19 protein-coding genes are annotated in these 23,410 nt (G+C 72.0%); 5 read left to right on the forward strand and 14 right to left on the reverse strand.

Annotation, left to right across the window (positions count from 1 at the left end):
• Nucleotides 1-12: 12 nt before the first annotated feature.
• The 3 genes from OG199_RS13615 to OG199_RS13625 all read right to left on the reverse strand — a co-directional run bounded on the left by OG199_RS13615 (nt 13) and on the right by OG199_RS13625 (nt 5,839).
• Nucleotides 13-1,458, reverse strand: coding sequence for an aldehyde dehydrogenase family protein (locus OG199_RS13615; protein ID WP_405829677.1), 1,446 nt, complete (start codon nt 1,456-1,458; stop codon nt 13-15).
• Nucleotides 1,459-1,911: 453 nt separating this feature from the next.
• On the reverse strand, nt 1,912-3,570 hold the full coding sequence (locus OG199_RS13620; RefSeq protein ID WP_405829679.1) for a PucR family transcriptional regulator: 1,659 nt from the start codon (nt 3,568-3,570) through the stop codon (nt 1,912-1,914).
• 142 nt (nt 3,571-3,712) lie between these two features.
• Complete coding sequence (locus tag OG199_RS13625) at nt 3,713-5,839, reverse strand: ATP-binding protein (RefSeq protein ID WP_405829681.1); 2,127 nt, start codon at nt 5,837-5,839, stop codon at nt 3,713-3,715.
• Between the two features lie 467 nt (nt 5,840-6,306).
• Between OG199_RS13625 and gabT the strand changes: the two genes are divergently transcribed.
• Together gabT and OG199_RS13635 are read left to right on the forward strand one after the other, a co-directional pair.
• A complete protein-coding gene (gene gabT / locus OG199_RS13630) occupies nt 6,307-7,641 on the forward strand; it encodes a 4-aminobutyrate--2-oxoglutarate transaminase (RefSeq protein ID WP_356806495.1) in 1,335 nt (444 codons plus the stop codon).
• Nucleotides 7,642-7,843: 202 nt separating this feature from the next.
• On the forward strand, nt 7,844-8,707 hold the full coding sequence (locus OG199_RS13635) for a phosphatase PAP2 family protein (protein WP_405829683.1): 864 nt from the start codon (nt 7,844-7,846) through the stop codon (nt 8,705-8,707).
• On the opposite strand, the gene OG199_RS13640 is transcribed toward OG199_RS13635, so the two are convergent.
• The 8 genes from OG199_RS13640 to OG199_RS13675 all read right to left on the reverse strand — a co-directional run bounded on the left by OG199_RS13640 (nt 8,646) and on the right by OG199_RS13675 (nt 18,410).
• Complete coding sequence (locus tag OG199_RS13640; RefSeq protein WP_405829685.1) at nt 8,646-10,475, reverse strand: chitinase; 1,830 nt, start codon at nt 10,473-10,475, stop codon at nt 8,646-8,648. The genes OG199_RS13635 and OG199_RS13640 overlap by 62 nt on opposite strands.
• A 126-nt stretch (nt 10,476-10,601) precedes the next feature.
• Nucleotides 10,602-11,057 carry a hypothetical protein gene (locus tag OG199_RS13645; protein WP_266701779.1) on the reverse strand — a complete coding sequence of 152 codons (456 nt, stop codon included), beginning with the start codon at nt 11,055-11,057 and terminating at the stop codon, nt 10,602-10,604.
• Between the two features lie 199 nt (nt 11,058-11,256).
• Nucleotides 11,257-12,675 carry an NAD(P)/FAD-dependent oxidoreductase gene (locus tag OG199_RS13650; RefSeq protein WP_401800035.1) on the reverse strand — a complete coding sequence of 473 codons (1,419 nt, stop codon included), beginning with the start codon at nt 12,673-12,675 and terminating at the stop codon, nt 11,257-11,259.
• 29 nt (nt 12,676-12,704) lie between these two features.
• Complete coding sequence (locus tag OG199_RS13655; protein ID WP_401800032.1) at nt 12,705-13,505, reverse strand: ABC transporter permease; 801 nt, start codon at nt 13,503-13,505, stop codon at nt 12,705-12,707.
• Nucleotides 13,506-14,429 carry an ABC transporter permease gene (locus tag OG199_RS13660; RefSeq protein WP_356806487.1) on the reverse strand — a complete coding sequence of 308 codons (924 nt, stop codon included), beginning with the start codon at nt 14,427-14,429 and terminating at the stop codon, nt 13,506-13,508.
• Entirely contained in the window at nt 14,429-15,592 is a 1,164-nt protein-coding gene (locus OG199_RS13665) for an ABC transporter ATP-binding protein (RefSeq protein WP_266701771.1), read from the reverse strand. Before OG199_RS13665 ends, OG199_RS13660 begins: the two co-directional genes overlap by 1 nt.
• A complete protein-coding gene (locus tag OG199_RS13670; protein WP_402179880.1) occupies nt 15,589-16,836 on the reverse strand; it encodes a PotD/PotF family extracellular solute-binding protein in 1,248 nt (415 codons plus the stop codon). Before OG199_RS13670 ends, OG199_RS13665 begins: the two co-directional genes overlap by 4 nt.
• Before the next feature lie 53 nt (nt 16,837-16,889).
• Nucleotides 16,890-18,410 (reverse strand): gamma-aminobutyraldehyde dehydrogenase, encoded by a 1,521-nt coding sequence (locus tag OG199_RS13675; protein WP_401800028.1) that lies wholly within the window; start codon nt 18,408-18,410, stop codon nt 16,890-16,892.
• 207 nt (nt 18,411-18,617) lie between these two features.
• Between OG199_RS13675 and OG199_RS13680 the strand changes: the two genes are divergently transcribed.
• Nucleotides 18,618-19,181 (forward strand): NADAR family protein, encoded by a 564-nt coding sequence (locus OG199_RS13680; RefSeq protein ID WP_405829689.1) that lies wholly within the window; start codon nt 18,618-18,620, stop codon nt 19,179-19,181.
• A 30-nt stretch (nt 19,182-19,211) separates the two neighbouring features.
• Here OG199_RS13680 and OG199_RS13685 read toward each other — a convergent pair whose 3' ends face one another.
• On the reverse strand, nt 19,212-20,252 hold the full coding sequence (locus OG199_RS13685) for a DUF4190 domain-containing protein (RefSeq protein ID WP_405829691.1): 1,041 nt from the start codon (nt 20,250-20,252) through the stop codon (nt 19,212-19,214).
• Between the two features lie 151 nt (nt 20,253-20,403).
• On the opposite strand from OG199_RS13685, the gene OG199_RS13690 reads away from it, so the two are divergent.
• On the forward strand, nt 20,404-21,453 hold the full coding sequence (locus tag OG199_RS13690) for an adenosine deaminase (protein ID WP_401800023.1): 1,050 nt from the start codon (nt 20,404-20,406) through the stop codon (nt 21,451-21,453).
• 118 nt (nt 21,454-21,571) lie between these two features.
• Nucleotides 21,572-22,270 (forward strand): glycerophosphodiester phosphodiesterase, encoded by a 699-nt coding sequence (locus OG199_RS13695; protein WP_356808298.1) that lies wholly within the window; start codon nt 21,572-21,574, stop codon nt 22,268-22,270.
• 123 nt (nt 22,271-22,393) lie between these two features.
• Here the strand turns inward: OG199_RS13695 and OG199_RS13700 are convergent, their stop codons facing one another.
• Together OG199_RS13700 and OG199_RS13705 are read right to left on the reverse strand one after the other, a co-directional pair.
• Complete coding sequence (locus tag OG199_RS13700; RefSeq protein ID WP_405829693.1) at nt 22,394-22,897, reverse strand: hypothetical protein; 504 nt, start codon at nt 22,895-22,897, stop codon at nt 22,394-22,396.
• On the reverse strand, nt 22,881-23,372 hold the full coding sequence (locus OG199_RS13705; protein ID WP_356808295.1) for an RNA polymerase sigma factor: 492 nt from the start codon (nt 23,370-23,372) through the stop codon (nt 22,881-22,883). Before OG199_RS13705 ends, OG199_RS13700 begins: the two co-directional genes overlap by 17 nt.
• Nucleotides 23,373-23,410: the final 38 nt, after the last annotated feature.

Here is a 23,410-nt window from a genome sequence, read left to right on the forward strand (position 1 = left end):
TTCGGGCAGCGCTCAGAGGGCGAGGCCCGTCAGCACGAGGACGCGCTCGTAGGTGTAGTCGTCCATCGCGAACTTCACGCCCTCGCGCCCGACGCCGGACTGCTTCACACCGCCGTACGGCATCTGGTCGGCGCGGTAGGACGGCACGTCACCGACCACGACACCGCCGACCTCCAGCGCCCGGTGCGCGCGGAAGGCACCCTGCAGGTCGTGGGTGAACACACCCGCCTGCAGGCCGTACTTGGAGTCGTTGGCGGCGGCGAAGGCGGCCGCCTCGCCGTCCACCTTCCGCACGGTGAGGACCGGTCCGAAGACCTCCTCGCAGGAGACGGTGACGTCGTCCGGCACGTCGGCGAGAACCGTCGGCGCGTAGGAGGCACCGTCGCGCTTGCCGCCGGTGAGCAGCGAGGCGCCGGCCCCGACCGCCTCGTCGACCCACGACTCGACTCGCTTGGCCGCGTCCTCGCTGACCAGCGGGCCGACGTCGGTCTTGTCGTCCGACGGGTCACCGGTCACCTGGGCCTCGACGGCGGCGACGATGCGCGGCAGCAGCCGGTCGTACACGGACGCGTCCGCGATCACCCGCTGCACGGAGATGCAGGACTGGCCGCCCTGGTAGTTCGAGAAGGTGGCGATCCGCGTCGCGGCCCAGTCGAGGTCCGCGTCGCTCGCCCAGTCGGCGAGCACGACCGCGGCGCCGTTGCCGCCCAGTTCCAGGGTGCAGTGCTTGCGGGGCACCGAGTCCATGATCGCGTAACCGACCTTCTCGGAGCCGGTGAAGGAGATCACGGGCAGGCGCTCGTCCTGGACGAGTGCGGGCATGCGGTCGTTGGAGACCGGCAGGATGCTCCACGAACCTGCGGGCAGGTCCGTCTCGGCGAGCAGGTCACCGATGATCAGGCCCGACAGCGGCGTCGCGGGCGCCGGCTTCAGGATGATCGGCGCGCCGGCGGCGATGGCCGGGGCGATCTTGTGGGCGCACAGGTTGAGGGGGAAGTTGAACGGCGCGATGCCGAGGACGACGCCCTTCGGGAAGCGGCGGGTCAGGGCGAGGCGGCCCTGGCCACCGAGGTCGGTGTCCAGGCGCTGGGCCTCGCCACCGTTGAACCTGCGGGCTTCCTCCGCGGCGAAGCGGAACACGGAGACCGCGCGGCCTACCTCGCCGCGGGCCCACTTGATCGGCTTGCCGTTCTCGGCGGAGATGAGCTGCGCGATCTCCTCGGTGCGCTCGACGAGGCGGCGGCTCACGTGGTCGAGGGCGGCGGCGCGGACGTGGGCGGGGGTGGCGGCGAACTCGTCGCGTACGGCGTACGCGGCGGCCACGGCCTCCTCGACCTGGGCCTCGGTCGGGACGCTGACCTGGGCGACGAGCCGGCCGTCCCACGGCGAGGTCACGTCGAAGGCGGTCTCGCCGGTGGCCTGGCGGCCGGCGAGCCAGAAGGCGGTGGTGGAAGTCATGTCGAGTCCCGGCCCTTCCGAGGTTGAGGAGTCGTCCTTGGTTTCGTGGTCCACGGTAGGGCCGTGGCGGCGGAGGGGTATTTGTCCGAGCCGTAGCAGTCACCCGGCGGGGCACGCCGCATTGTCCCGGTGACCGCGGGGGTGTCTCGCCCCCGCCGCCCCTACCAACCCATCCCGTACCTGGGGGGGGTGCCGCCCCCAGACCCCCGCATCGCCCGAAGGGCTCGTCCTCAAACGCCGGACGGGCTGAAAGACATGACCCCGGCCGCCAGCCTTCGAGAGCGCCCCGGCAGCACGGGCCCGCATCCAGCACACGCCGAGTCTCCGGCACAGGCCCGCATCTCCAGCCCGTCCGGCGATGGAGGACAGGGCCCTCAAGGCCGGAGCGGGGGTCGGGGGCGGCAGCCCCCAGGGAAGGGACGGGACGGGTAGGGGCGGCGGGGGCGAAACCCCCTATTCGGCGGCGGCAGCCGTCGTCTTCAGGGCCAGCCAGAGTTCCATCCGCACATCCGGATCGTCGAGTGACCTCCCGAGGATCTCCTCGACCCTCCGCATCCGATATCGCAGCGTGTGCCGGTGCACACCAAGGTCCGCGGCCGCCGCGTCCCACTGCCCGTGCCGGGACAGCCAGGCCCGCAGCGAGGCCACCAGATCCCCCCGCCCGGTCGCGTCGTGCTCGTACAGCGCCCGCAGCAACCCGTCGGCGAACGCCCGCACCGCGTCGTCCGCGAGCAGCGGCAGCACCGACCCCGCGGCCAGTTCCTCGTGCTCGACCAGCGACCGCCCCCGCCGCCGGGCGACGGACAGCGCCTGTTCGGCCTGCTTGTAGGCGGCGGCCGCGGCGATCGGCCCGGCCGGCGCGGACAGGCCGACGACCAGCTCGTCGTCCTCGCCCGCCGGCTGTTCCCGGGCTCCGTTCCGCGCGGCGTCCAGGGCGAGGGCGTACTCCCCGCACGCGGCCACCGCCGCGCCTCCGTCCACGGCGAGCACGACCAGTCGCTCGCCGTCGGGCACGACGAGGACGGACTCGCCGGAGCGGGCCGCGGCCGACTCCACGATCTCGGCGAGCCCGCCGAGCGGGTCGCCGTTCGTGTCCGGCACCGCGACCTGGGCCTTGGACGGTTTCGCCGCGGCGACCCTGGCGTGCCCGTCGGCGTGCGCCCGGGCCGCCGAGGCGGACGCCGACTCGGCGAGGATGAGCCGGAACGGCGCGTCGAGCAGTTCCCCGTACAGGTCCCCCGCCACGGTCCGGGCGTGCTCGGGCTGGCCGGCGAGCAGCATGCGCAGCACGGCCGCGCCGATCCGCTGTTCGGCCGCGTGCAGCGGCCGTGACCGCTCGGTGGTGAGCGTCAGCAGCGCGATCGCCGAGTGCACGGCGTACCGCTCGGCGGTGCCGAGGGCGGCGGCCGTGCCGACGGCGAGCGCGGCGCGGGGCCTGCGTCCGGCCCCGAGGGAGTGCAGCTCGACGCGGTCCTCGCCGCCCACCACCGAACTCGCGGGGGCGGGCCGCTCACGCAGCCGCTCCACGTCCGGGGTGAGCCGTCCGGCCCGCCGCCCGGCCCACTCGGGCGCGGCGGCGACGACGGCGCCCGAGGCGTCGTACAGCGCGGCCCAGCCGTCCACCTGCCCGGCGAGCGCGGCGAGCAGTCCCTGGGGCCCGTCGCTCAGTGCCTGCTTGGTCAGCTCGCGCTGCGCGGCGAAGCCGGCGGTCACGGCCCGGTACTGGTCCGCGGCGATCGCGGCCGACACGGCCTTGCTGATCGCCAGGAACGGCGTGCGCCGGGGTACCTCCAGCAGCGGGAGCCCTTCCTCCGCGGCCGCGTCGACGAGTGCCTCGGGGGTCTCCTCGTAGTTGACGCCGACGGCGAACCCGAGGCCGACGACCCCCGCTCCCGCGAGCCGCTTCACGTAACGCCGCATGGCGTCCGGGTCCTCCGCGTCCAGGGTGAGCGCGGTGATGAGCAACAGCTCCCCGCCCTCCATGTACGGCACGGGGTCGGCGAGCTCGCTGACATGGGCCCAGCGGACGGGTACGTCCAGTCGGTCCTCGCCGGCCCGCACGGTCAGCTTGAGCGCGGAGTGGTGGACGAGCGAGGCGAGCGTGGGGGGCATGGGACCTTCAGGTCTTCACAGGATCTTCGACGGCCACGGGAGGTGTGATCTTTTGGATCTTTTGGCCGCAACGTATGAACGACCTATGTCGATTCTGCCTCACCGTACGGTCGGCCGGTGACCCGATGTCCGGACGCCCCGGTCAGCCGCGCAGATCGACCAGCAGGGGCGGCGCGTGCTCGCCGCGCACGCTGGTGAGCGACAGCACGGCGTGCCCCGGCGGTACCCCGTGCGCCAGCTCGGACGCGGACCACCGCTCCCGTTCGACCTGCCGGACGGTGACGGCCCGTGCGGTCGGCGCGTGCCCGGTGATCACCCGCCGCAGCATGTGCACGGCCTTCCCCGCCGGGGTCTCCGCGATGATCTGCCGGTCGGTGACGTCCCGCGCCTCGATCCACTCCTTGCCCCACACCTCGGCGAAGTCCTGCCCGTCCCAGGGGGTGAGTCCGGACAGCGCCATCCGGCATCCGATGGATCCGAGCAGCGGGCCGCGCAGGGGGCGCGGTACGTCGTCGAGCGTGCGCAGCGTCAGCACGGCCCCGGCGTTGCCCGACCGCAGGCGCTGGATGCCCCGTACGGCCTCGGGTGTGATGAGTCCCGTCGCGTCGTCCAGTACGAGACAGGCGAAGAGCGAGCGGTCCTCGCGTACCGCGACGCTCGCCGTGAACTGCGCGAGCACGAGCCGCGCGAGGATCCGCGAGGCGTCGGCGTGTCCGCGCGCGGGCAGGTCGACGCGTACCCGCACCGGGTGGTCCAGGGCCCGCAGGGAGAAGGGCCGCGACTGCCCGGAGGTGTCGAAGAACCCGGCGAACGCGGGCCGGTCGAGCAGCGCGACCCGGTCCGCGAGCACGCTTGCGACGTCGCCGGGGTGTCCCATCTGACGCTCCCGGGCGTCGAGTTCCCGCAGCAGTGACTCCTGTCCGCCGTCCTGCAGTGCCTTGCGCAGCGCGCCGAGCGGTCCGGGCGTTCCGTCGAGGAGCTGCCGCAGTTCGGGCACGGAGGGGAAGCGCCCGTGGACGGCGCGGTAGGGGCCGAGCAGCTGGGCGAGCACGGTGGTCGAGCGGCGGCTGTCGCCCCCGGGGTGCGGGTCGGCGAGATCCCCGACCAGTGCTTCGGCGAGCACCGCGGCGGCCTCGTCGGGGTCGGTGGTCCCGCCGTAGAGGTCGAGGTCGTACACGGACTCGGGGTTCCCGATCCGGACGACGACGTCGTACGCGTCGACGGGGCCGAGCCCGGCGCCCGCCGCGCCCACCACCACGACGGCGGCGCGCCCGGCGAGGGCGTGCAGGCACAGCGACTCGGCGAGCGGCCAGACGACCGCGCCGGTCTTGCCGGACCCGGCGGGGCCGACGGCGAGCAGTGAGGTCCCCAGCAGATCGGGGCCGAGGGCCAGTCCGGTGTCGCGGTAGGCGTAGGGGTTGCGCGGGTCGTCGGCGGTCGCGCCGAGCCGCACCTGTCCGGTCACCAGGTCGTGGCGGGCGAGTCGTCCGGGCAGGTCGCGCTCGCCGGAGGGGTGCAGGCAGGCGGCGGCGCCGTCCTTGAGCACGGCGGCGGTGAACGTGGCGAGGCTGTGGCGTCCGCTGCGCACTCCCTGCCAGGCGCGGGCGATCCGGGCGTGGTCGACATCGCGCATCAGCCCGCGGCCCGCCTCGGCGGCGAGCCGGTCGGCGGCGTCGGCGGCTCCGGCGGCGCGCAGGTGGTTCCACTGGGCGGGGTCCTCCTCGGGCGCGGGCGGCCGCTCGTGGACGGGGGCGGCGCGGTGCCACGCGGGCAGTCCGTAGCGCCGCCAGACCTCACCCCAGCGGCCCAGGCGGCCGACGACGATCATGATGGCGAGGGCGATCAGTGTGTAGTAGCCGTACCAGAGGAACGCGTTGCCGACCCGGTCGTCGCTGTGGCGCCAGGAGTCGGGGGTGAACAGTTCGAGCGGCAGGACCCACCAGCCGCCGAGGTATCCGTTCCACAGCAGCGACCAGACCAGCCAGCCCACCAGGAAGGCGATCACCGCGCCGCTCAGCAGCTGCCGGGCGGGGATCCGTTCCGGCTCCTGCTCGGGCCGGGGCCGGTAGCCGAACCGCCACACCCCGGGGGCGGCCTCGGGCCGCGGTGCCCGCAGCCAGGCCAGGAACGCGGATCCGTCCGGCAACGGCGGTACGCCCGGTGCCCGTGCGGGCCGGGGTGGTGTCACCGCCGCGTCCGCCGGTCCCGCCGGACGCGGCACCGGCCGGGCATGCGTGCCCCGTGCGTCCTGGGTCCCGTCGCTGTCCATCGCCCTGCCCCCTGACCAGCCGCTCCCTGCTTCGTCCGCGAGTCAATCTAGTGCCCCTGCGGGGCGAGTTCACCGTTTACGGGGCTGCCCCCGCCGGGCGAGTTCGCGGTACCCGGGGCGAGGAGCGCGGCGGCACGGACCACCGGACCCTCGGCGCCGCCCGCGCGCGACGACTCCGGCCGTGCGCGCCGCCTCCGCCCGGGGCGCCCCTGTCCCCCTGTCCCCCTGTCCCCCTGTCCCCCTGTCCCCCTGTCCCCCTGTCCACGGTGTACAGGTCCTCACCCTGCTGCCCTCCCTCTATGTCCACGACGGACAAGGGGACCTTCCGACAACGCCCACATGGAGCATGCCCACCCTCCAGGGCCGGCCCTAGCCTGCGAAGAAAGAAGTCAAGCGTCCGAAAACACCCGCCCGGCGCCCCGTCCGCCGGGGACCGTCCGGTTCGCAAGATCATCAGGGAGCCCCTCATGACCGCACTTCCGCAGGAGCGCCGCGTCGTCACCGCCATCCCCGGCCCGAAGTCGCAGGAGCTGCAGGCCCGCCGTACCGCCGCGGTCGCGGCCGGCGTGGGCTCGGTGCTCCCTGTCTTCACCACGCGCGCCGGCGGCGGCATCATCGAGGACGTCGACGGCAACCGCCTGATCGACTTCGGCTCCGGCATCGCCGTGACGTCGGTCGGCGCGAGTGCCGAGGCCGTCGTACGCCGGGCCTCCGCCCAGCTCCAGGACTTCACCCACACCTGTTTCATGGTCACGCCGTACGAGGGGTACGTCGCCGTCGCGGAGGCGCTGGCCGAGCTGACGCCGGGCGACCACGCCAAGAAGTCGGCGCTGTTCAACTCGGGCGCCGAGGCCGTCGAGAACGCCGTCAAGATCGCCCGTGCGTACACCAAGCGCCAGGCGGTCGTCGTCTTCGACCACGGCTACCACGGCCGGACGAACCTCACGATGGCGCTGACGGCCAAGAACATGCCGTACAAGCACGGCTTCGGCCCGTTCGCGCCCGAGGTCTACCGGGTTCCGGTCGCCTACGGCTACCGCTGGCTGACCGGCCCCGAGAACGCCGGCGCCGAGGCGTCCGCGCAGGCCATCGACATGATCAACAAGCAGATCGGGGCCGACAACGTGGCCGCGATCATCATCGAGCCGGTGCTCGGCGAGGGCGGCTTCATCGAGCCCGCGAAGGGCTTCCTGCCGGCCATCAGCCAGTTCGCCAAGGACAACGGCATCGTCTTCGTCGCGGACGAGATCCAGTCCGGCTTCTGCCGCACCGGCCAGTGGTTCGCGTGCGAGGACGAGGGCATCGTCCCCGACCTGATCACGACTGCCAAGGGCATCGCGGGCGGTCTGCCGCTCGCCGCCGTGACCGGCCGCGCCGAGATCATGGACGCCGCGCACTCGGGCGGCCTGGGCGGCACCTACGGCGGCAACCCGGTGGCCTGCGCGGGCGCGCTCGGCGCGATCGAGACCATGAAGGAACTCGACCTCAACGCCAAGGCGAAGAACATCGAGTCGGTCATGAAGGCACGGCTGGGTGCCATGGCCGAGAAGTTCGACATCGTCGGCGACGTCCGTGGCCGCGGCGCCATGATCGCCATCGAGCTGGTGAAGGACCGCGCGACCAAGGAGCCGAACCCGGAGGCGACCGCCGCGCTCGCCAAGGCCTGTCACCAGGAGGGCCTGTTGGTCCTGACCTGTGGCACTTACGGCAACGTCCTCCGCTTCCTGCCCCCGCTGGTCATCGGCGAGGACCTCCTCAACGAGGGCCTCGACATCATCGAGCAGGCCTTCTCCCGCATCTGACGGCGCCCGCCGCACCCGCACCGGAACCCGGCCGGCCGCCGACGGCGGATTCCGCTTCGTTCCGCGTCGGGTGCGGCCGGGGGCAGAGCGTGTGAAGAAGGTGTGCGAGGTGGATGAGAGGACGCGTTTGCGACTGGTCGGTGCCGCATCCCCTGCCGTAGGTTCTACCCAGATGAGAGAAACACCCCGCCCACAGGGGACTGTGGGCGACACAGGGTCGAGGCCTCCCCAGCTTCGCCCTGGTCGTGCCCTCGCGCACACACCCGGAGCTTCCGGCTCCGGAGCTTCTCACCGATCGGACAGTCGCCCGCCCCAAACCCCCCGGGGCGCGCGACGACCCGGTCCGGACGGCCGCCTCGGAACTACCCCCCCTGTTCCGGGGCGGCCGACCTTCCTCCCCGGCCTTCCCGGCCTTCTGGCGCTGCTCGGCTTTCCGGCCGCCCTCTTCGCACTGATCACCTGGCAGGTCGTGGCCCACGGCCCCCTCGCCCGCGCGGACGAGCGCCTCAGCCGCTCCCTGGTCCACCCGGACCGCGTCTCCGAGGTCCTCGCCGACCTGGGCGGCGTGCCCGTCGCGCTACCGGTGCTGGCCGTCGCCCTCGGGTACGTGGCGCTGTCCGCCCGCGCGGCCGGACAGCAACGCTGGTGGCGCGCGCCGGCCGTCGCGGCGGTGCTGATGGCGGTCGTACCGGCGGTGATCGTGCCGCTGAAGGAACTCGTCGCCCGCCCGGGCCCACCGGTCATGGGCCCGGGTACGGGCTTCTACCCCTCGGGTCACACCGCGACGGCCGTCGTCGCCTACGGTTCCGCCACCCTGCTCCTGCTTCCGCGGCTCCGTACCGCCCGCGCCCGCCGCGCCCTGCTGGGGCTCTGCCTCGCCCTGAACCTGGCGGTCGCCTTCGGCCTGGTCCGCCGCGGGTACCACTGGCCGCTGGACGTACTGGCGAGCTGGTGCCTGTGCGCGGTGCTGCTCACGGCGTCGGCCCTGTTCCTCGACCGGAGCGTCAGCCGAAGTAGCCGTCGAAGTTCCGCTGGAACTCCCAGCCCGCGAACCGGTCCCAGTTGACCGACCACGTCATCAGGCCGCGCAGTCCGGGCCAGGTGCCGTGGGGCGCGTACGAGCCGCAGTTCGTCCGCTTCGTCAGGCAGTCCAGCGCCTTGTCCACCTCCGCCGGGGACACATAGCCGTTGCCCGCGTTGACCGAGGCCGGCATGCCGATGGCGACCTGGTCGGGGCGCAGCGGCGGGAAGACGTTGCCGGTGTCTCCCGCGACCGGGAAGCCGGTGAGCAGCATGTCGGTCATGGCGATGTGGAAGTCGGCGCCGCCCATGGAGTGGTACTGGTTGTCGAGGCCCATGATCGGGCCGGAGTTGTAGTCCTGGACGTGCAGGAGCGTCAGGTCGTCGCGCAGGGCGTAGATCACCGGGAGGTACGCGCCGGCCCGCGGGTCCTGGCCGCCCCACTTGCCGGTGCCGTAGTACTGGTAGCCGAGCTGGACGAAGAAGGTCTCCGGGGCCATGGTGAGGACGAACCCGGAGCCGTACCTGGCCTTCAGGGTCTTCAGCGCGGAGATCAGGTTCACGATCACCGGAGTCGTGGGGCTCTTGAAGTTCGTGTCGCTCGCGTCCAGGGAGAGGGAGTGCCCCTCGAAGTCGATGTCCAGGCCGTCGAGACCGTAGGTGTCGATGATCTTCGAGACCGAGGAGACGAAGGTGTCGCGGGCGGCCGCCGTCGTCAGCTGGACCTGGCCGTTCTGGCCGCCGATCGATATCAGCACCTTCTTGCCCGCGGCCTGCTTGGCCTTGATCGCCGCCTTGAAGTCGGCGTCGCTCTCGACCGTGGGGCACTCGGTGACCGGGCAGCGGGTGAAGCGGATGTCGCCGGACGTGGTGGAGGTCGGTTCGCCGAAGGCCAGGTCGATGACGTCCCAGCTGTCGGGGACGTCGGCCATGCGGGTGTACCCGGAGCCGTTGGCGAAGCTCGCGTGGAGGTAGCCGACGAGGGCGTGCGGGGGAAGCCCGGTCGAACCGCCGGAACCGGCGGAGGTCGTCGCCGTCACCGTGGCCGACTTCGCGGACTCGCCCGCGTCGTTCGTCGCGGCGACCTGGAAGGCGTACGCCGTCGAGGGCGTGAGCCCGCCCACGGTGGCCGATGTCCCGGTGGCCGTCTGGACCCTGACCCCGTCGCGGTAGAGGGCGTAGCCCGTCGCGCCGGTCACCGGCGACCAGGAAAGGGCGACGGTCGAGGACGAGACGGTGCCGGCCGTCAGGCCGGTGGGCGCGGCCGGGGGCTGCCCCGCGTCGGCGCCGGGGCCGACGAGGGAGAGGTCGTCGGCGTAGTACGCGCCGGTGCCGTACCAGCCGTGGGTGTAGACCGTGACCCGGGTGGTGGTCGGGCCGGTGCGGAAGGTGGTGGTCAGGTGCTGCCAGTCGGGCGCGGACTGGGTCCAGGCGGAGACGTCGGTGGTGCCGGTGCCGCTCGCCCCGAGGTAGACGTAGCTGCCCCGGACGTATCCGGCGAGGGTGTACGAGGAGTCGGGCCTCACGGTCACCGTCTGCGAGCACTGCGCGTTGTCGCTGCCGGCCGGGGTGGCCTGGAGCGCCGAACCGCCGCTCCTGACGGGTGTCTTCACGACGGCGCCCGCCGTACAGGTCCAGCCGTCGAGGCCCGTCTCGAAGCCGCCGTTCCTGACCAGGTCGGCGTCGGCCGCACGGGCGGCCGTCGAGAGTGCGGCGAGGCCGGGCAGGGCCAGCACGGTGGCCGTGCAGACGGCGAGCAGCCTCCGGCGGAGCGGCAGTGGTCCGTTGGGGCCTCTGTGTGCGGTGCGTTCCACAACTGCCTCCAGGCATGGGGGAATTCAGGAGGGTGGAGCGCGCCCAACTTGGTCCAGACCAATCCGGTTGTCAAGACCTCTGCCGGTCGGTGCGGCGTCCGTGGGCGGCCGGGTCCGTTCCCGTGGTCACTGTCGGTTCTCGTTTCCGGCGAGACCCGCTGCCGCCTCGTGCATGGCCAGTTCCAGCAACGCCGGATCGGTGAGCGTTCCGGTGCCGTCCGGCGGGACCAGCCAGCGGACCCCGCCGGTCAGCCGTCCCGGGTACGGCACCACGATCCAGGTGCCGTGCCCCGCCGTGCGCACCCCCGTGCCGAGCCAGCGCGCCGCGGTGCCCGGCGGCACGAAGAAACCCATCCGGGCGTCGCCGAAGTCGACGAGCACCGGGCCCGGTTGGTCGATCACCCGGGTGAGCACGTCGAGCGTGGGGTAGCCGAGCCGGCCAGGCAGGATCAGCACGTCCCAGAGCCGGCCGGCCGGCAGCAGCGCGACCCCCGCCGGATTGCGCTCCCACTCCCAGCGGCAGGCCTCGGGATCCGGCGCCACGGATGCCAGCCATTCGACCGCCGTCTTGGCCCCTGTCATGGCGGAACCTCCCTCTCTCCTCGCGTCGACGCTGGTCGCGTCAGAGGGGAGAGCGAGGTTCGGGCCGGGCATTACGCGGGTTCGGCCATCCGGTGGTGGTGAACCGGATCACAACGGATGAGCTGGGCGTACGCCTGTGGATCAACGGCGCTCCGGAGCGCCCCGGTGATCAACGGGCCGGGGGTCGACGGTCCGGGCCTCAGCTGTCGAAGCCCAGCCCCAGCCGGTCCATGGCCCTCAGCCACAGATTGCGCCGCCCGCCGTGCGCGTCCGCCCGCGCCAGGGACCATTTGGTGAGCGCGATGCCGGTCCAGGCGAACGGCTCGGGCGGGAACGGCAGCGGCTTCCTGCGGACCATCTCCAGCTCGGTGCGCTCCGTGCGCTCCCCCGCGAGCAGGTCGAGCATCACGTCCGCGCCGAACCGGGTCGCGCCGACCCCGAGCCCCGTGTAGCCGGCCGCGTACGCGACCCGGCCCCGGTGCGCGGTGCCGAAGAAGGCCGAGAAACGCGAGCAGGTGTCGATCGCGCCGCCCCAGGCGTGGGTGAAGCGGACGCCCTCCAGCTGCGGGAAGCAGGTGAAGAAGTGCCCGGCGAGCTTCGCGTAGGTCTCCGGGCGGTCGTCGTACTCGGCGCGCACCCGGCCGCCGTACGGGTAGATCGCGTCGTAGCCGCCCCACAGGATCCGGTTGTCGGACGAGAGCCGGAAGTAGTGGAACTGGTTCGCCGAGTCCCCCAGCCCCTGCCGGTTCTTCCAGCCGACGGAGGCCAGTTGCTCCGCGGTCAGCGGCTCGGTCATCAGCGCGTAGTCGTAGACCGGGACGGTGTACGACCGCACCCGCCTGACCAGGTTCGGGAAGATGTTGGTGGCGAGGGCCACCCGGCGGGCACCGACGGAGCCGTAGGGCGTCCGTACGGCCATACCGGCACCGTGCGCCTTCAGGGCGAGCGCGGGGGTGTGCTCGTACACCCGCACCCCGAGCCGCAGGCAGGCACGCTTGAGACCCCAGGCGAGCTTCGCGGGATGCAGCATGGCGACGCCGCGTCGGTCGTACAGGCCGGCCAGGAACGTCGGCGAGTCGACCTGGTCGCGGACCGCCGCCCCGTCCAGGAACTCCACGCCGTCCGCGAGACCCCGGCCGCGCAGTTCCTCGTACCACTCCCGGAGTTCCTCGGCCTGGTGCGGCTCGGTGGCGACGTCGATCTCGCCGGTGCGCTCGAAGTCGCAGTCGAGTCCGTAGCGGGCGACGGCCTCCTCGATCGCGTCGAGGTTGCGGGCGCCCAGTTCCTCGAGCTTGCCGATCTCGTCCGGCCAGCGGGTGAGCCCGTTGGCCAGGCCGTGGGTCAGCGACGCGGCGCAGAATCCGCCGTTGCGGCCCGAGGCGGCCCAGCCCACCTCGCGGCCCTCCAGGAGCACCACCTCGCGCCGCGGGTCGCGCTCCTTGGCGAGCAGCGCGGTCCACAGTCCGCTGTAGCCGCCGCCGACGACGAGCAGGTCGCAGGTCTCGGCGCCGGTGAGGGCGGGCTCGGGGTGGGGCTTGCCGGGGTCGTCCAGCCAGTACGGGACCGGCCTGGCTTCGGAAAGAGACGTGGTCCAACGGGTCATGGCGCTCGGGGCCATGATTTCAACTCCCTACGGATTGCTTGCGATTACGCCTTTTGCCTGTTGCGGCGATTACCTATGACCATTCCGACCAGGACGAACAGTACGGCGACGACGAACATGGCCGTACCGATGACATTGATCTGAACGGGTGTTCCGCGCTGCGCCGAACCCCAGACGAACATGGGGAAGGTGACGGTCGAGCCGGCGTTGAAATTGGTGATGATGAAATCGTCGAAGGAGAGTGCGAAGGCGAGCAGCGCGCCCGCGGCGATTCCGGGGGCGGCGATGGGCAGGGTGACCCGCAGGAAGGTCTGCGCCGGACCCGCGTACAGGTCCTGGGCCGCCTGCTCCAGGCGCGGGTCCATCGACATCACGCGCGCCTTGACGGCCGTCACGACGAAGCTGAGGCAGAACATGATGTGGGCGATCAGGATCGTCCAGAAGCCCAGCTGGGCGCCCAGGTTGAGGAAGAGCGTCAGCAGCGAGGCGGCCATCACGACCTCGGGCATCGCCATCGGCAGGAAGATCAGCGAGTTCACCGCGCCGCGCGCCCGGAAGCGGTAGCGGACCAGCGCGAAGGCGATCATCGTGCCGAGGACGGTGGCCCCGAGGGTCGCCCAGACGGCGATCTGGAGGCTGAGGGAGAGCGATCCGCACATGTCGGCGACCCCGCACGGATCGCGCCAGGCGTCCGTGGAGAACTGCTGCCACTCGTAGTTGAAGCGCCCCTTCGGTTTGTTGAAGGAGAACACCGTGACGATCACGTTCGGCAGCAGCAGATATCCGAGGGTGACCAGTCCCGCGATGACGACGAGATTCCTCTTGAACCAGCGTACGAAGGCCATTTAGACCAGATCCTCCGTCCCGGACTTGCGAATGTAGAGCGTGACCATGATGAGGATCGCGGCCATGAGGATGAAGGAGAGCGCCGCGGCCGTCGGATAGTCGAGGATCCGCAGGAACTGCGTCTGGATGACGTTGCCGACCATGCGGGTGTCCGTGGAGCCGAGCAGGTCCGCGTTGACGTAGTCGCCGCTGGCCGGGATGAAGGTGAGCAGGGTGCCGGAGACCACTCCGGGCATCGACAGCGGGAAGGTGACCTTGCGGAAGGTGGTGAACGGCTTCGCGTACAGGTCGCCGGCCGCCTCGTGCAGCCGTCCGTCGATGCGCTCCAGTGAGGTGTAGAGCGGCAGGATCATGAACGGCAGGAAGTTGTACGTCAGACCGCAGACCACCGCGAGCGGGGTGGCGAGGACCCGGTCGCCCGCGGTGAAGCCGAGCCAGTTGGTGACGTCCAGGACGTGCAGCGTGTTGAGGGCGCCGACGACCGGACCGCCGTCCGCGAGGATCGTCTTCCAGGCGAGCGTGCGGATCAGGAAGCTGGTGAAGAACGGCGCGATGACGAGGACAAGCACGACATTGCGCCAGCGGCCGGCCCGGAAGGCGATCAGGTACGCCAGCGGATACCCGAGCAGCAGGCACAGGATCGTGGCGGCACCGGCGTAGAGCACCGAGCGCAGGAACTGGGGCCAGTAGTCGGACAGCGCGTTCCAGTACGTCTGGAAGTGCCAGGTGACCTTGAAGCCCTCCTCCAGGGAGCCCGTCTGCACGGACGTGGAGGCCTGGTAGACCATCGGCAGCGCGAAGAAGACCAGCAGCCACAGGATGCCGGGCAGGAGCAGCCAGTACGGGACGAGGCGGCCGCGCTTGCGGGGCGGCTTGCTCTGCGGCTGCGGCGCGAGAGGCGGCGCCTCGGTGACGGTGGCCATCAGGCGGCCTCCTCCTCGACGCTCTCCACACCCGCGTCGATGTCCTGCGCCGCGTCCAGCCCGAAGGTGTGCGCCGGGCTCCAGTGCAGGACGACGTCGGCGCCGGGGGTGAGCCGGGGGTCGCGGTCGATGTTCTGGGCGTAGACCTCGAACTCGGGACAGACGGCGCTGTCGATGACGTACTGCGTGGAGACGCCGATGAAGCTCGAGTCGGCGATCTTGCCGGTGATGCGGTTGCGGCCGGCCGGGATCTCGCCGGCGTCGTCGGCGTGGGTGAGAGAGATCTTCTCGGGGCGCACGCCGACCAGGACCTTGCCGCCGGTCGTCGTGGGCGCCGCACAGCGGGCCTCGGGCAGCACGAGCTTCCCGCCGCCCGCCTTCAGCACGATCTCGTCGCCGTTCCTGGAGTCGACCTCGGCCTCGATGAGGTTCGAGGTGCCGAGGAAGTTCGCGACGAAGGTGGTGTTCGGGTTCTCGTAGAGGTCGGCGGGGGCGCCGAGCTGCTCGACGCGGCCCGCGTTCATCACGGCGACCGTGTCGGCCATGGTCATGGCCTCCTCCTGGTCGTGCGTGACGTGGACGAAGGTGATGCCGACCTCGGTCTGGATGCGCTTGAGCTCAAGCTGCATCTGCCGGCGCAGCTTGAGGTCGAGGGCACCGAGGGGTTCGTCCAGGAGCAGCACCTTGGGGTGGTTGATCAGTGCGCGGGCCACCGCGACGCGCTGCTGCTGGCCGCCGGAGAGCTGGTGCGGCTTCTTGCGCGCCTGCTCGCCGAGCTGGACGAGGTCGAGCATGTCCCCGACCTGCTTCTTCACCGACTTGATGCCGCGCCGGCGCAGGCCGAAGGCGACATTCTCGAAGATGTCGAGGTGCGGGAAGAGGGCGTAGGACTGGAAGACGGTGTTCACCGGCCGCTTGTAGGGCGGCAGATGGGTGACCTCCTGGTCGCCGAGGAACACGGTGCCGGAGGAGGGTTCCTCCAGACCCGCGATCATGCGCAGGGTCGTGGTCTTGCCGCAGCCGGAAGCGCCGAGCAGGGCGAAGAACGAGCCCTGCGGCACGGTCAGGTCGAGCGGTTGCACGGCGGTGAAGGAGCCGTAGGTCTTGCTGATTCCGGAGAGGCGGACGTCGCCGCTGTTGTCCGTGGTGTTCATCGTCGTCACGCCCCTGTGAGCTTCGCGAACTTCTGCTGATAGGCCGTCTCTTCCTTCGAGCTCAGGGAGCGGAAGGCGTGGGACTTGGCCTGCATGGCCTTGTCGGGAACGATCAGCGGGTTGTCCGCCGCCGACTTGTCGATCTTGGCGAGATAGGGCTGCACTCCCGCGACCGGGCTCACGTAGTTGATGTAGGCGGCGAGTTCCGCGGCCGGCTCCAACTCGTAGTAGTAGTCGATGAGCCGCTCCGCGTTCGTCTTGTGACGCGCCTTGTTCGGGATGAGCATGTTGTCGGTCGACGTCATGTATCCGCTGTCGGGGATCACGTAGCCGACGTCGGGACTGTCCGCCTGGAGCTGCACGATGTCGCCCGCCCAGGCGACGCACGCGGCGAAGTCGCCCTTGCTGAGGTCGGACGTGTAGTCGTTGCCGGTGAAGCGGCGGATCTGCCCCTTGTCGACGGCTTTCTGGAGGCGGGCGATCACGGCGTCGTAGTCGTCGTCCGTGAACTTCGCCGGGTCCTTGCCCATGTCGAGCATGGTCATGCCGACGCTGTCGCGCATCTCGGTCAGGAAGCCGACCCGGCCCTTGAGCTTGGGGTTGTCGAGCAGGTCGGAGACCGACTTCACCTCGATGCCGTCGAGCGCCTTCTTGTTGTACGCGATGACGGTCGAGATGCCCTGCCACGGGTACGAGTAGGCGCGCCCGGGGTCCCAGTCGGGGGCGCGGAACTGGTCCGACAGGTTGGCGAAGGCGTGCGGCAGGTGGGACGGGTCCAGCTTCTGGACGTAGCCGAGCCGGATCATGCGGGCGGCCAGCCAGTCGGTGAGCACGACGAGGTCCCGGCCGGTGGCCTGGCCCGCGGCGAGCTGCGGCTGGACCTTGCCGAAGAACTCGTCGTTGTCGTTGATGTCCTCGGTGTACTTGACCTGGATTCCGGTCCGCTTGGTGAAGGTGTCGAGCGTGGGACGGTGTTTGCCGCTGTCGTCCACGTCGATGTACTCGGGCCAGTTGGAGAAGTCGACGACCTTCTCCTTGGCCGAGTGGTCGTCGGCGGACACACCGCCCTGTGTCTTGCCGGCCGCGGGGATCCCGCAGGCGCTCAGCGCCCCGAGTCCCCCCACGGCGAGCGCGCCGCCCGCGGAGGCGCGCAGCAGGGAACGGCGGGTCATGGCGGCCCGTCCGTTGCGGAAGCTGCGCCGCACGGCGGCCGCTTCGGCCGGTGTCAGGCGGTCGGGCTCGAACTGCTTCATGCGCGTGCTGCCCTTTCGGGAGGTCTCGGCCACGGGTGGGGCGGACCGTTCTGCTAGCGGTCCCCGAAGATCGTGCGGTGCCAGTCCTTCCTGGCCACCGCGGTGTTGTCGAACATGACGTGCTTGATCTGGGTGTACTCCTCGAACGAGTACGCGGACATGTCTTTGCCGAAGCCGGACGCCTTGTATCCGCCGTGCGGCATCTCGCTGATGATCGGAATGTGGTCGTTGACCCAGACGCAGCCCGCCTTGATCTCGCGGGTCGCGCGGCCCGCCCGGTACACGTCCCGGCTCCACGCGGAGGCGGCGAGACCGTACGGGGTGTCGTTGGCGAGCCGGATCCCTTCGTCGTCACTGTCGAAGGGGAGCACCACCAGGACGGGGCCGAAGATCTCGGACTGCACGATCTCGCTGTCCTGGGGGGCGTCGGCGACGAGGGTGGGGCGGTAGTACGCGCCGGCCTCGAGGTCCTGCGGGATCTCTCCGCCGGTGACCACGCGCGCGTAGCCGCGGGCCCGGTCGACGAAGCCGGCCACCCGGTCGCGCTGCGCGTGCGAGATCAGCGGGCCGAGGTCGGTGCCGGGGGCGAAGGGGTCGCCGAGGCGGACGCTCGTCATGAGGTCGGCCGCCTGGCGGACGAACTCCTCGTAGAGGGGCCTTTGCACGTACGCGCGGGTGGCGGCCGTGCAGTCCTGCCCGGTGTTGATGAGCGATCCGGCGACCGCGCCATGCACGGCCGCCTCCAGGTCCGCGTCGTCGAAGACCACGAAGGGAGCCTTGCCGCCCAGCTCCAGGTGGAGCCGCTTGACGGTCGCGATGGCGATCTCGGCGACCCGCTTGCCGACGGCGGTGGACCCCGTGAACGAGGTCATGGCGACGTCGGGGTGGCCGACGAGGTGTTCACCGGCGTCCCGGCCGGCTCCCGTGACGATGTTGATCACACCGTCCGGGATCCCCGCCTCCGTGGCCGCCTCCGCGAACAGGAGCGAGGTCAGCGGGGTGAGCTCGGCCGGCTTGAGGACGATCGTGTTGCCGGCGGCGACGGCCGGGAGGATCTTCCAGGCGGCCATCTGGAGGGGGTAGTTCCAGGGCGCGATGGAGCCGACGACGCCGATGGGTTCACGGCGTACGTAGGAGGTGTGGTCGCCGGAGTACTCGCCCGCCGACTGGCCCTGCAGATGCCGGGCCGCGCCCGCGAAGAACGCGGTGTTGTCGATGGTCCCCGGGACGTCGAACTCCCGGGTGAGCTTCAGCGGCTTGCCGCACTGGAGGGACTCCGCCCGCGCGAGCTCCTCGGCGCGGTCCGCCAGTACGGCGGCGAAGCGGTGCAGGGCGTCGGACCGCTCGCCGGGGGTGGCGCCCGCCCAGCCGGGGAACGCCGCGCGGGCGGCGGCGACGGCCGCGTCCACGTCGGCGGTGCCGGCCAGTTCGTACGTGTAGACCTCGTCGCCGGTGGCGGGGTCGACGACCGCGTGCGTGCGGCCGGAGGTGCCCTTGGCGGGCCGGCCCGCGATGTACTGCGCGCCGTCGGCGAAACGGTCCTGCGCCTGGAAGCGATGGCCCGGATTGTGCATGTCGCTCTCCTCCGCCGTCCGCCCCCTTGCCGCGGGGTCGGCGTGGCTCCAGCTCGATTTGAGTGCCGATCCTGACAGAGCTGAGGGACTCCAACAAGTGATTCCGTTGTTGCCTTTTGGTTACGCGACGGAATCTGTCGACCAGGTGTCGAGTCCCCACGGAAAAGGGGGGACGGAGTGTCAGTGGTGGATGCCAGACTCGCGTGCATGGGGAAGATCGATTCTTGGGAAGCGCTGGTCAGCGCGGTCGACTCGGGGACGCGCGTCAAGTACCTGCACTTCTGGGGGCACCGGCCGCGGCCGGACGGCCAGGTGGGCGCGAGCTGCCTGAGCCAGTGGTGGCCGTCGCCGTTCGTGGTCGACGGTGTCTCCTACGCGACCGCCGAGCACTGGATGATGGCGGGCAAGGCGCGGCTCTTCGGGGGCGCGGCGGCCGAGCGGCGCGCGCTGGAGGCGCCGAACCCCGCCCTCGCCAAGAAGGCGGGCCGGCTCGTGCGGGACTTCGACGACTCCGTGTGGGAGCGGGAGCGGTTCGCCGTCGTGGTCGAGGGCAGCGTCCACAAGTTCGCCGCGCATCCCGATCTGCGCGCGTTCCTGCTGGGCACGGGTGAGCGGGTGCTGGTCGAGGCCAGTCCCGTGGACCGCGTGTGGGGCATCGGACTCGCCGCGGACGACGAACGGGCGTCGGACCCCGAGCGGTGGCGGGGGCCGAATCTGCTGGGCTTCGCCTTGATGGCGGCGCGCGAGCGGCTCGCCGGTGTGGACGGCTGAGGGGCGCCGCCCACCCGGTGGGAAGGGGCGTCAGCGTGGCACGACGAGTGAGGTGGAGTACCCGTCGTCGCCGGTGAACGGGGAGTCGCCGCCGTCGTCGTCCGGGACGACGAAGAGGATCACGACCATCCCGATGCTGAGGGCGATACCGACCGCTCCGCAGATGATCCCGGCCAGGGCCTGCCCCGCGTTCGTCGCCTCGCCCCGGCGGGCCCTGCGGCGGCCCACCACACCGAAGATCACACCGAGAACGCCCAGCACGAAGGCCACCGGCCAGAGGCAGAACACCACGGCCGAGATGATGCCGACCACCAGCCCGGCGGTCCCCATGCCGTTGCTGGGCGCGAGCGGCACCCCGGGCCAGCCGTAGCCGGTCGCGCCGGGATAGCCGGGTACGCCGGGATAGCCGGATGCGCCGGGGTAGCCGGGGTAGCCGGGGTGGCCGGGTGCGCCCGGGTGGCCGGCGCCGGGCGGTCCGTACGACGGGTAGCCGTATCCGTAGCCGTACGGGGCCTGGCCGGGGCCCTCCGGAGCGATGGGCGGCGGCGGGACCGGCTCCCCGGCGGCCGCCCGCGGGTAGGGCGTGTGACCGCCGGGGGGCGCGAAAGGGTTGTCCCAGGACGGGGAGGGAGGCCCGGCCGGGCTGCCCGCGCCGCCGGGGAACGCGGCCATGGTCGGCTGGTCGTGTACGGAGGGCGACGCGGGGGCCGTGGGCGAGGTGGGGGACGCGGGGTGCGCGGGAGTGCCGCCGTACCCGGACGACGGGGCGGGGTCCGCGGGCGGCGCCCAGGGGTTCGGCTCCGGCGCGCGGGCGGCGGGGGCCGTGGCCGCGGGGGGTCCGTCGGCAGGGGCGGCCTGCCCGGCCCGGGGGTCCGCGGTGCCGTCGTACGCCTGGGCCGCGGGCCCGGACGGGGAAGCGGGCGCGGGGCCCGCCGCGGGTATCGCGTCCTCGGGGTCCGCGGCCGGTGCCGCGTCGGCCGGCCGAGACGGCGCGGCCCCGTGGTCCGGGGACGCCCACGGCGTCGCGGCGGCGTTCCGCGGGGCCTGTGGCGCCTGGGCGTCGTCGGACATGGGTCCCCCTCTGTCGTGCGTTCCGTCATGCTACGGGCCCGGGCCCACACCGCGCGGGCCGCCGCCTACGATGATCCCCGAGTCATCGATCAGCCGATCACCCGCGTCCCCCGACCCTGCTCCGGGGACGCCGTTCCCGGGGAGGGACCCCTTGACCGATCACCGCGACGCCCGTGATCTGCACGCCTTCATCGCCGGACTGCCCAAGGCCGAACTGCATGTGCACCACGTCGGATCCGCCTCGCCGCGCATCGTCTCCGCCCTCGCCGCCCGGCACCCCGACTCCCGGGTGCCGACCGACCCGGAAGCGCTCGCGGACTACTTCACGTTCACGGACTTCGCGCACTTCATCGACGTGTACCTGTCCGTCGTCGACCTCGTCCGCACCCCCGAGGACGTCCGGCTGCTGACCTACGAGGTCGCGCGGGACATGGCCCGGCAGCAGGTCCGCTACGCCGAACTCACCATCACCCCTTACTCCTCCACCCGCCGCGGCATCGACGAACTCGCCTTCATGGAGGCGATCGAGGACGCCCGCAAGGCCGCCGAGGCCGAGTTCGGGGTCGTTCTGCGCTGGTGCTTCGACATTCCGGGCGAAGCCGGCCTGGAGGCGGCCGAGGAGACGGTACGGCTCGCGACCGAGGACCGGGTGCGGCCCGAAGGGCTCGTCTCGTTCGGGCTCGGCGGACCCGAGATCGGTGTACCGCGGCCGCAGTTCAAGCCGTACTTCGACCGGGCCCTCGCCGCCGGGCTGCGGTCGGTTCCGCACGCCGGTGAGACGACCGGGCCGGAAACCGTGTGGGACGCGCTCAACGACCTGCGGGCCGAGCGCATCGGTCACGGCACGAGCTCCGCCCGGGACCCGAAGCTGCTCGCGCACCTCGCCGAGCACCGCATCGCCCTGGAGGTCTGCCCGACCTCCAACATCGCCACCCGCGCGGTCCGTACGCTCGACGAGCACCCCATCAAGGAGTTCACCCGGGCCGGGGTCCTCGTCACCATCAACTCCGACGACCCGCCGATGTTCGGCACCGACCTCAACAACGAGTACGCGGTCGCCGCCCGCCTCCTCGACCTCGACGAACTCGGTCTCGCCGCGCTCGCCAAGAACGCCGTCGAGGCGTCCTTCCTCGACCCGGCCGGGAAGACCAGGCTCGCCGAGGAGATCGACACCTACGCCTCGACGTGGCTCGCGCCCTGACCCACCGCATCACGGACCCCCCACGGACCCGTGCCGGCTCCGCCTCGGACCCGGTCGACGACCGTGCCCGTCGCACGATCGGACCCACCGCGTCGTGGGCTCACTGCACAATGGGCCCATGCACACCGTGACCGCCGTCGCCCATCGCGGCGACCCCTATCACGTCCGTGAGAACACGATCGACTCGTTGCGTTCCGCGCTCCAACGGGGCGCGGACGCCGTGGAGATCGACGTACGGCTCAGCCGCGACGGCGTCCCCGTGCTGCTGCACGACGAGACGCTGAAGCGGCTGTGGGAAGTGGACCGGCCGCTGCGGGCGCTCTCCGCGGACGAGGTGAGCGGCCTCACCGGCGGCGGGGTGCCGACACTGGAAACGGCCCTCGCGGCGACCGGTGACAGCCGGATCATGATCGACCTGCCGGGCGGCCCCGACGCCGGGGCCGTCCGCCGGATCGTCGACGTCGTCCGCTCGTGCGGGGCCGAGGAGCGGGTGTACTACTGCGCGGGTGCCCCGGCCATGCTGGCGGTGCGCGCCGCCGACCCCGCCGCGGAGATCGCGCTGACCTGGACGACGCTCGCGCCGCCGCGCCCGGCCCTGCTCGACGCCGTACGGCCGCGCTGGCTCAACTACCGCTTCACGCTGGTCGACCGGGACCTCGCCGCCCGGGTCCACCACGGTGGTCATCTGCTGTCCGTGTGGACCCCGGACACCCGGCGCTCCATGCGGCGGCTGCTCGACCTCGGCGTCGACTCGATCACCACGAACCGCGTCGGCACACTGTCCGCCCTGCGCGAGGACCGAGCCGAACGGGGCTGAGCCGCCGTCGGCTCCCGCACCAAACCAGCGGGATGCGCCGCCGCGCTCGGCATCTGCCCGGGCACCGGTCCCGCGGCCGCCGACGTGAGGCGGGCCGGCGGGGCACAACGGGCCGGTTGTGGGCTACGGCCGCGTGCCGCCCCTGGTGGTGACGGTCCGGCCGGGGTCGGGCGTCGGTATGGCGGAGGGCGAGGAGAGGGTCGGGCGTGGCGTCGTGGACGGCGCGCGGCCGCCGGTGGCCCGGCCGGTCTGGGCGCTGGGGAGGTGGGTCCGGGTCCTCCCGCCGGGGCGGGGCGTGACGGAGCTCGGCGACGCCGACGGACCGGGCGCGGTCGGCGGAGTGCTCCGGGGCGGCGGACTGCTCGCGGGCGGCGGGGCGAGAGGGACGCTCGGGGACACGGGGGTGCCGGGTGCCGTCATGCGCAGGGGCAGCGCGACGAGGGCGGCGACGGCACAGGTCAGGCCGGCCCCGGCCGCGGCGCGCAGCAGTCTGCGGCGGGCCGCGCCGCGGCGGATCGCCTCGTACCGGCCGGCGGGCGGGCCGAGGTAGTCGGACGAGGGCCGCAGGATGACCGCGAGGGGGTCGTCGGGTTCGAAGTCCGGACCGTCGTCAGGGCGTGTGATCAAGGCTTCTCCTCAGATGGGCGCGGAGCAGTTCGCGGGCCGCGTGGAGATCGGCCTTGATGGTTCCTTCCTTGCGCCCGGTCAGCACGGACACCTCCCGGATCGGCATGTCAGCGTAGTAGTGCAGCAGGATCGGGACGCGCAGTCGTTCGGGCAGCGACTGCACGAGCAGCCGTACCGAGGGATCGGCCTGTTCGATCGCCGGGCGCACGGCGGCCTCCGCGGTGGCACGGTGCACGGCCCTGCGTTCGCGTTCGAGCTTGCGCCAGTGGTCCCGGACCAGGTTGGCCGCGGTGACGTAGAGGAATCCGCGGGGTTCCGCCACGGACGTCCAGCGGGCCCAGAGCCGGGTGAACGCCTCCGAGGCGATCTCGTGGGCCGTCTCGTCGTCGTCGACCAAACGACGGCACCAGCCGGCGAGGCGCGGATAGAGGGCGGCGAACAGCTCGGACGCGGCCTTCTCGCGGGTCCGTTTCAACGCTCTCCATGGTCGTGGGTCACTCGTGGGGAAGGATC

Source organism: Streptomyces sp. NBC_01176, assembly GCF_045039825.1.
Lineage (GTDB): Bacteria > Actinomycetota > Actinomycetes > Streptomycetales > Streptomycetaceae > Streptomyces.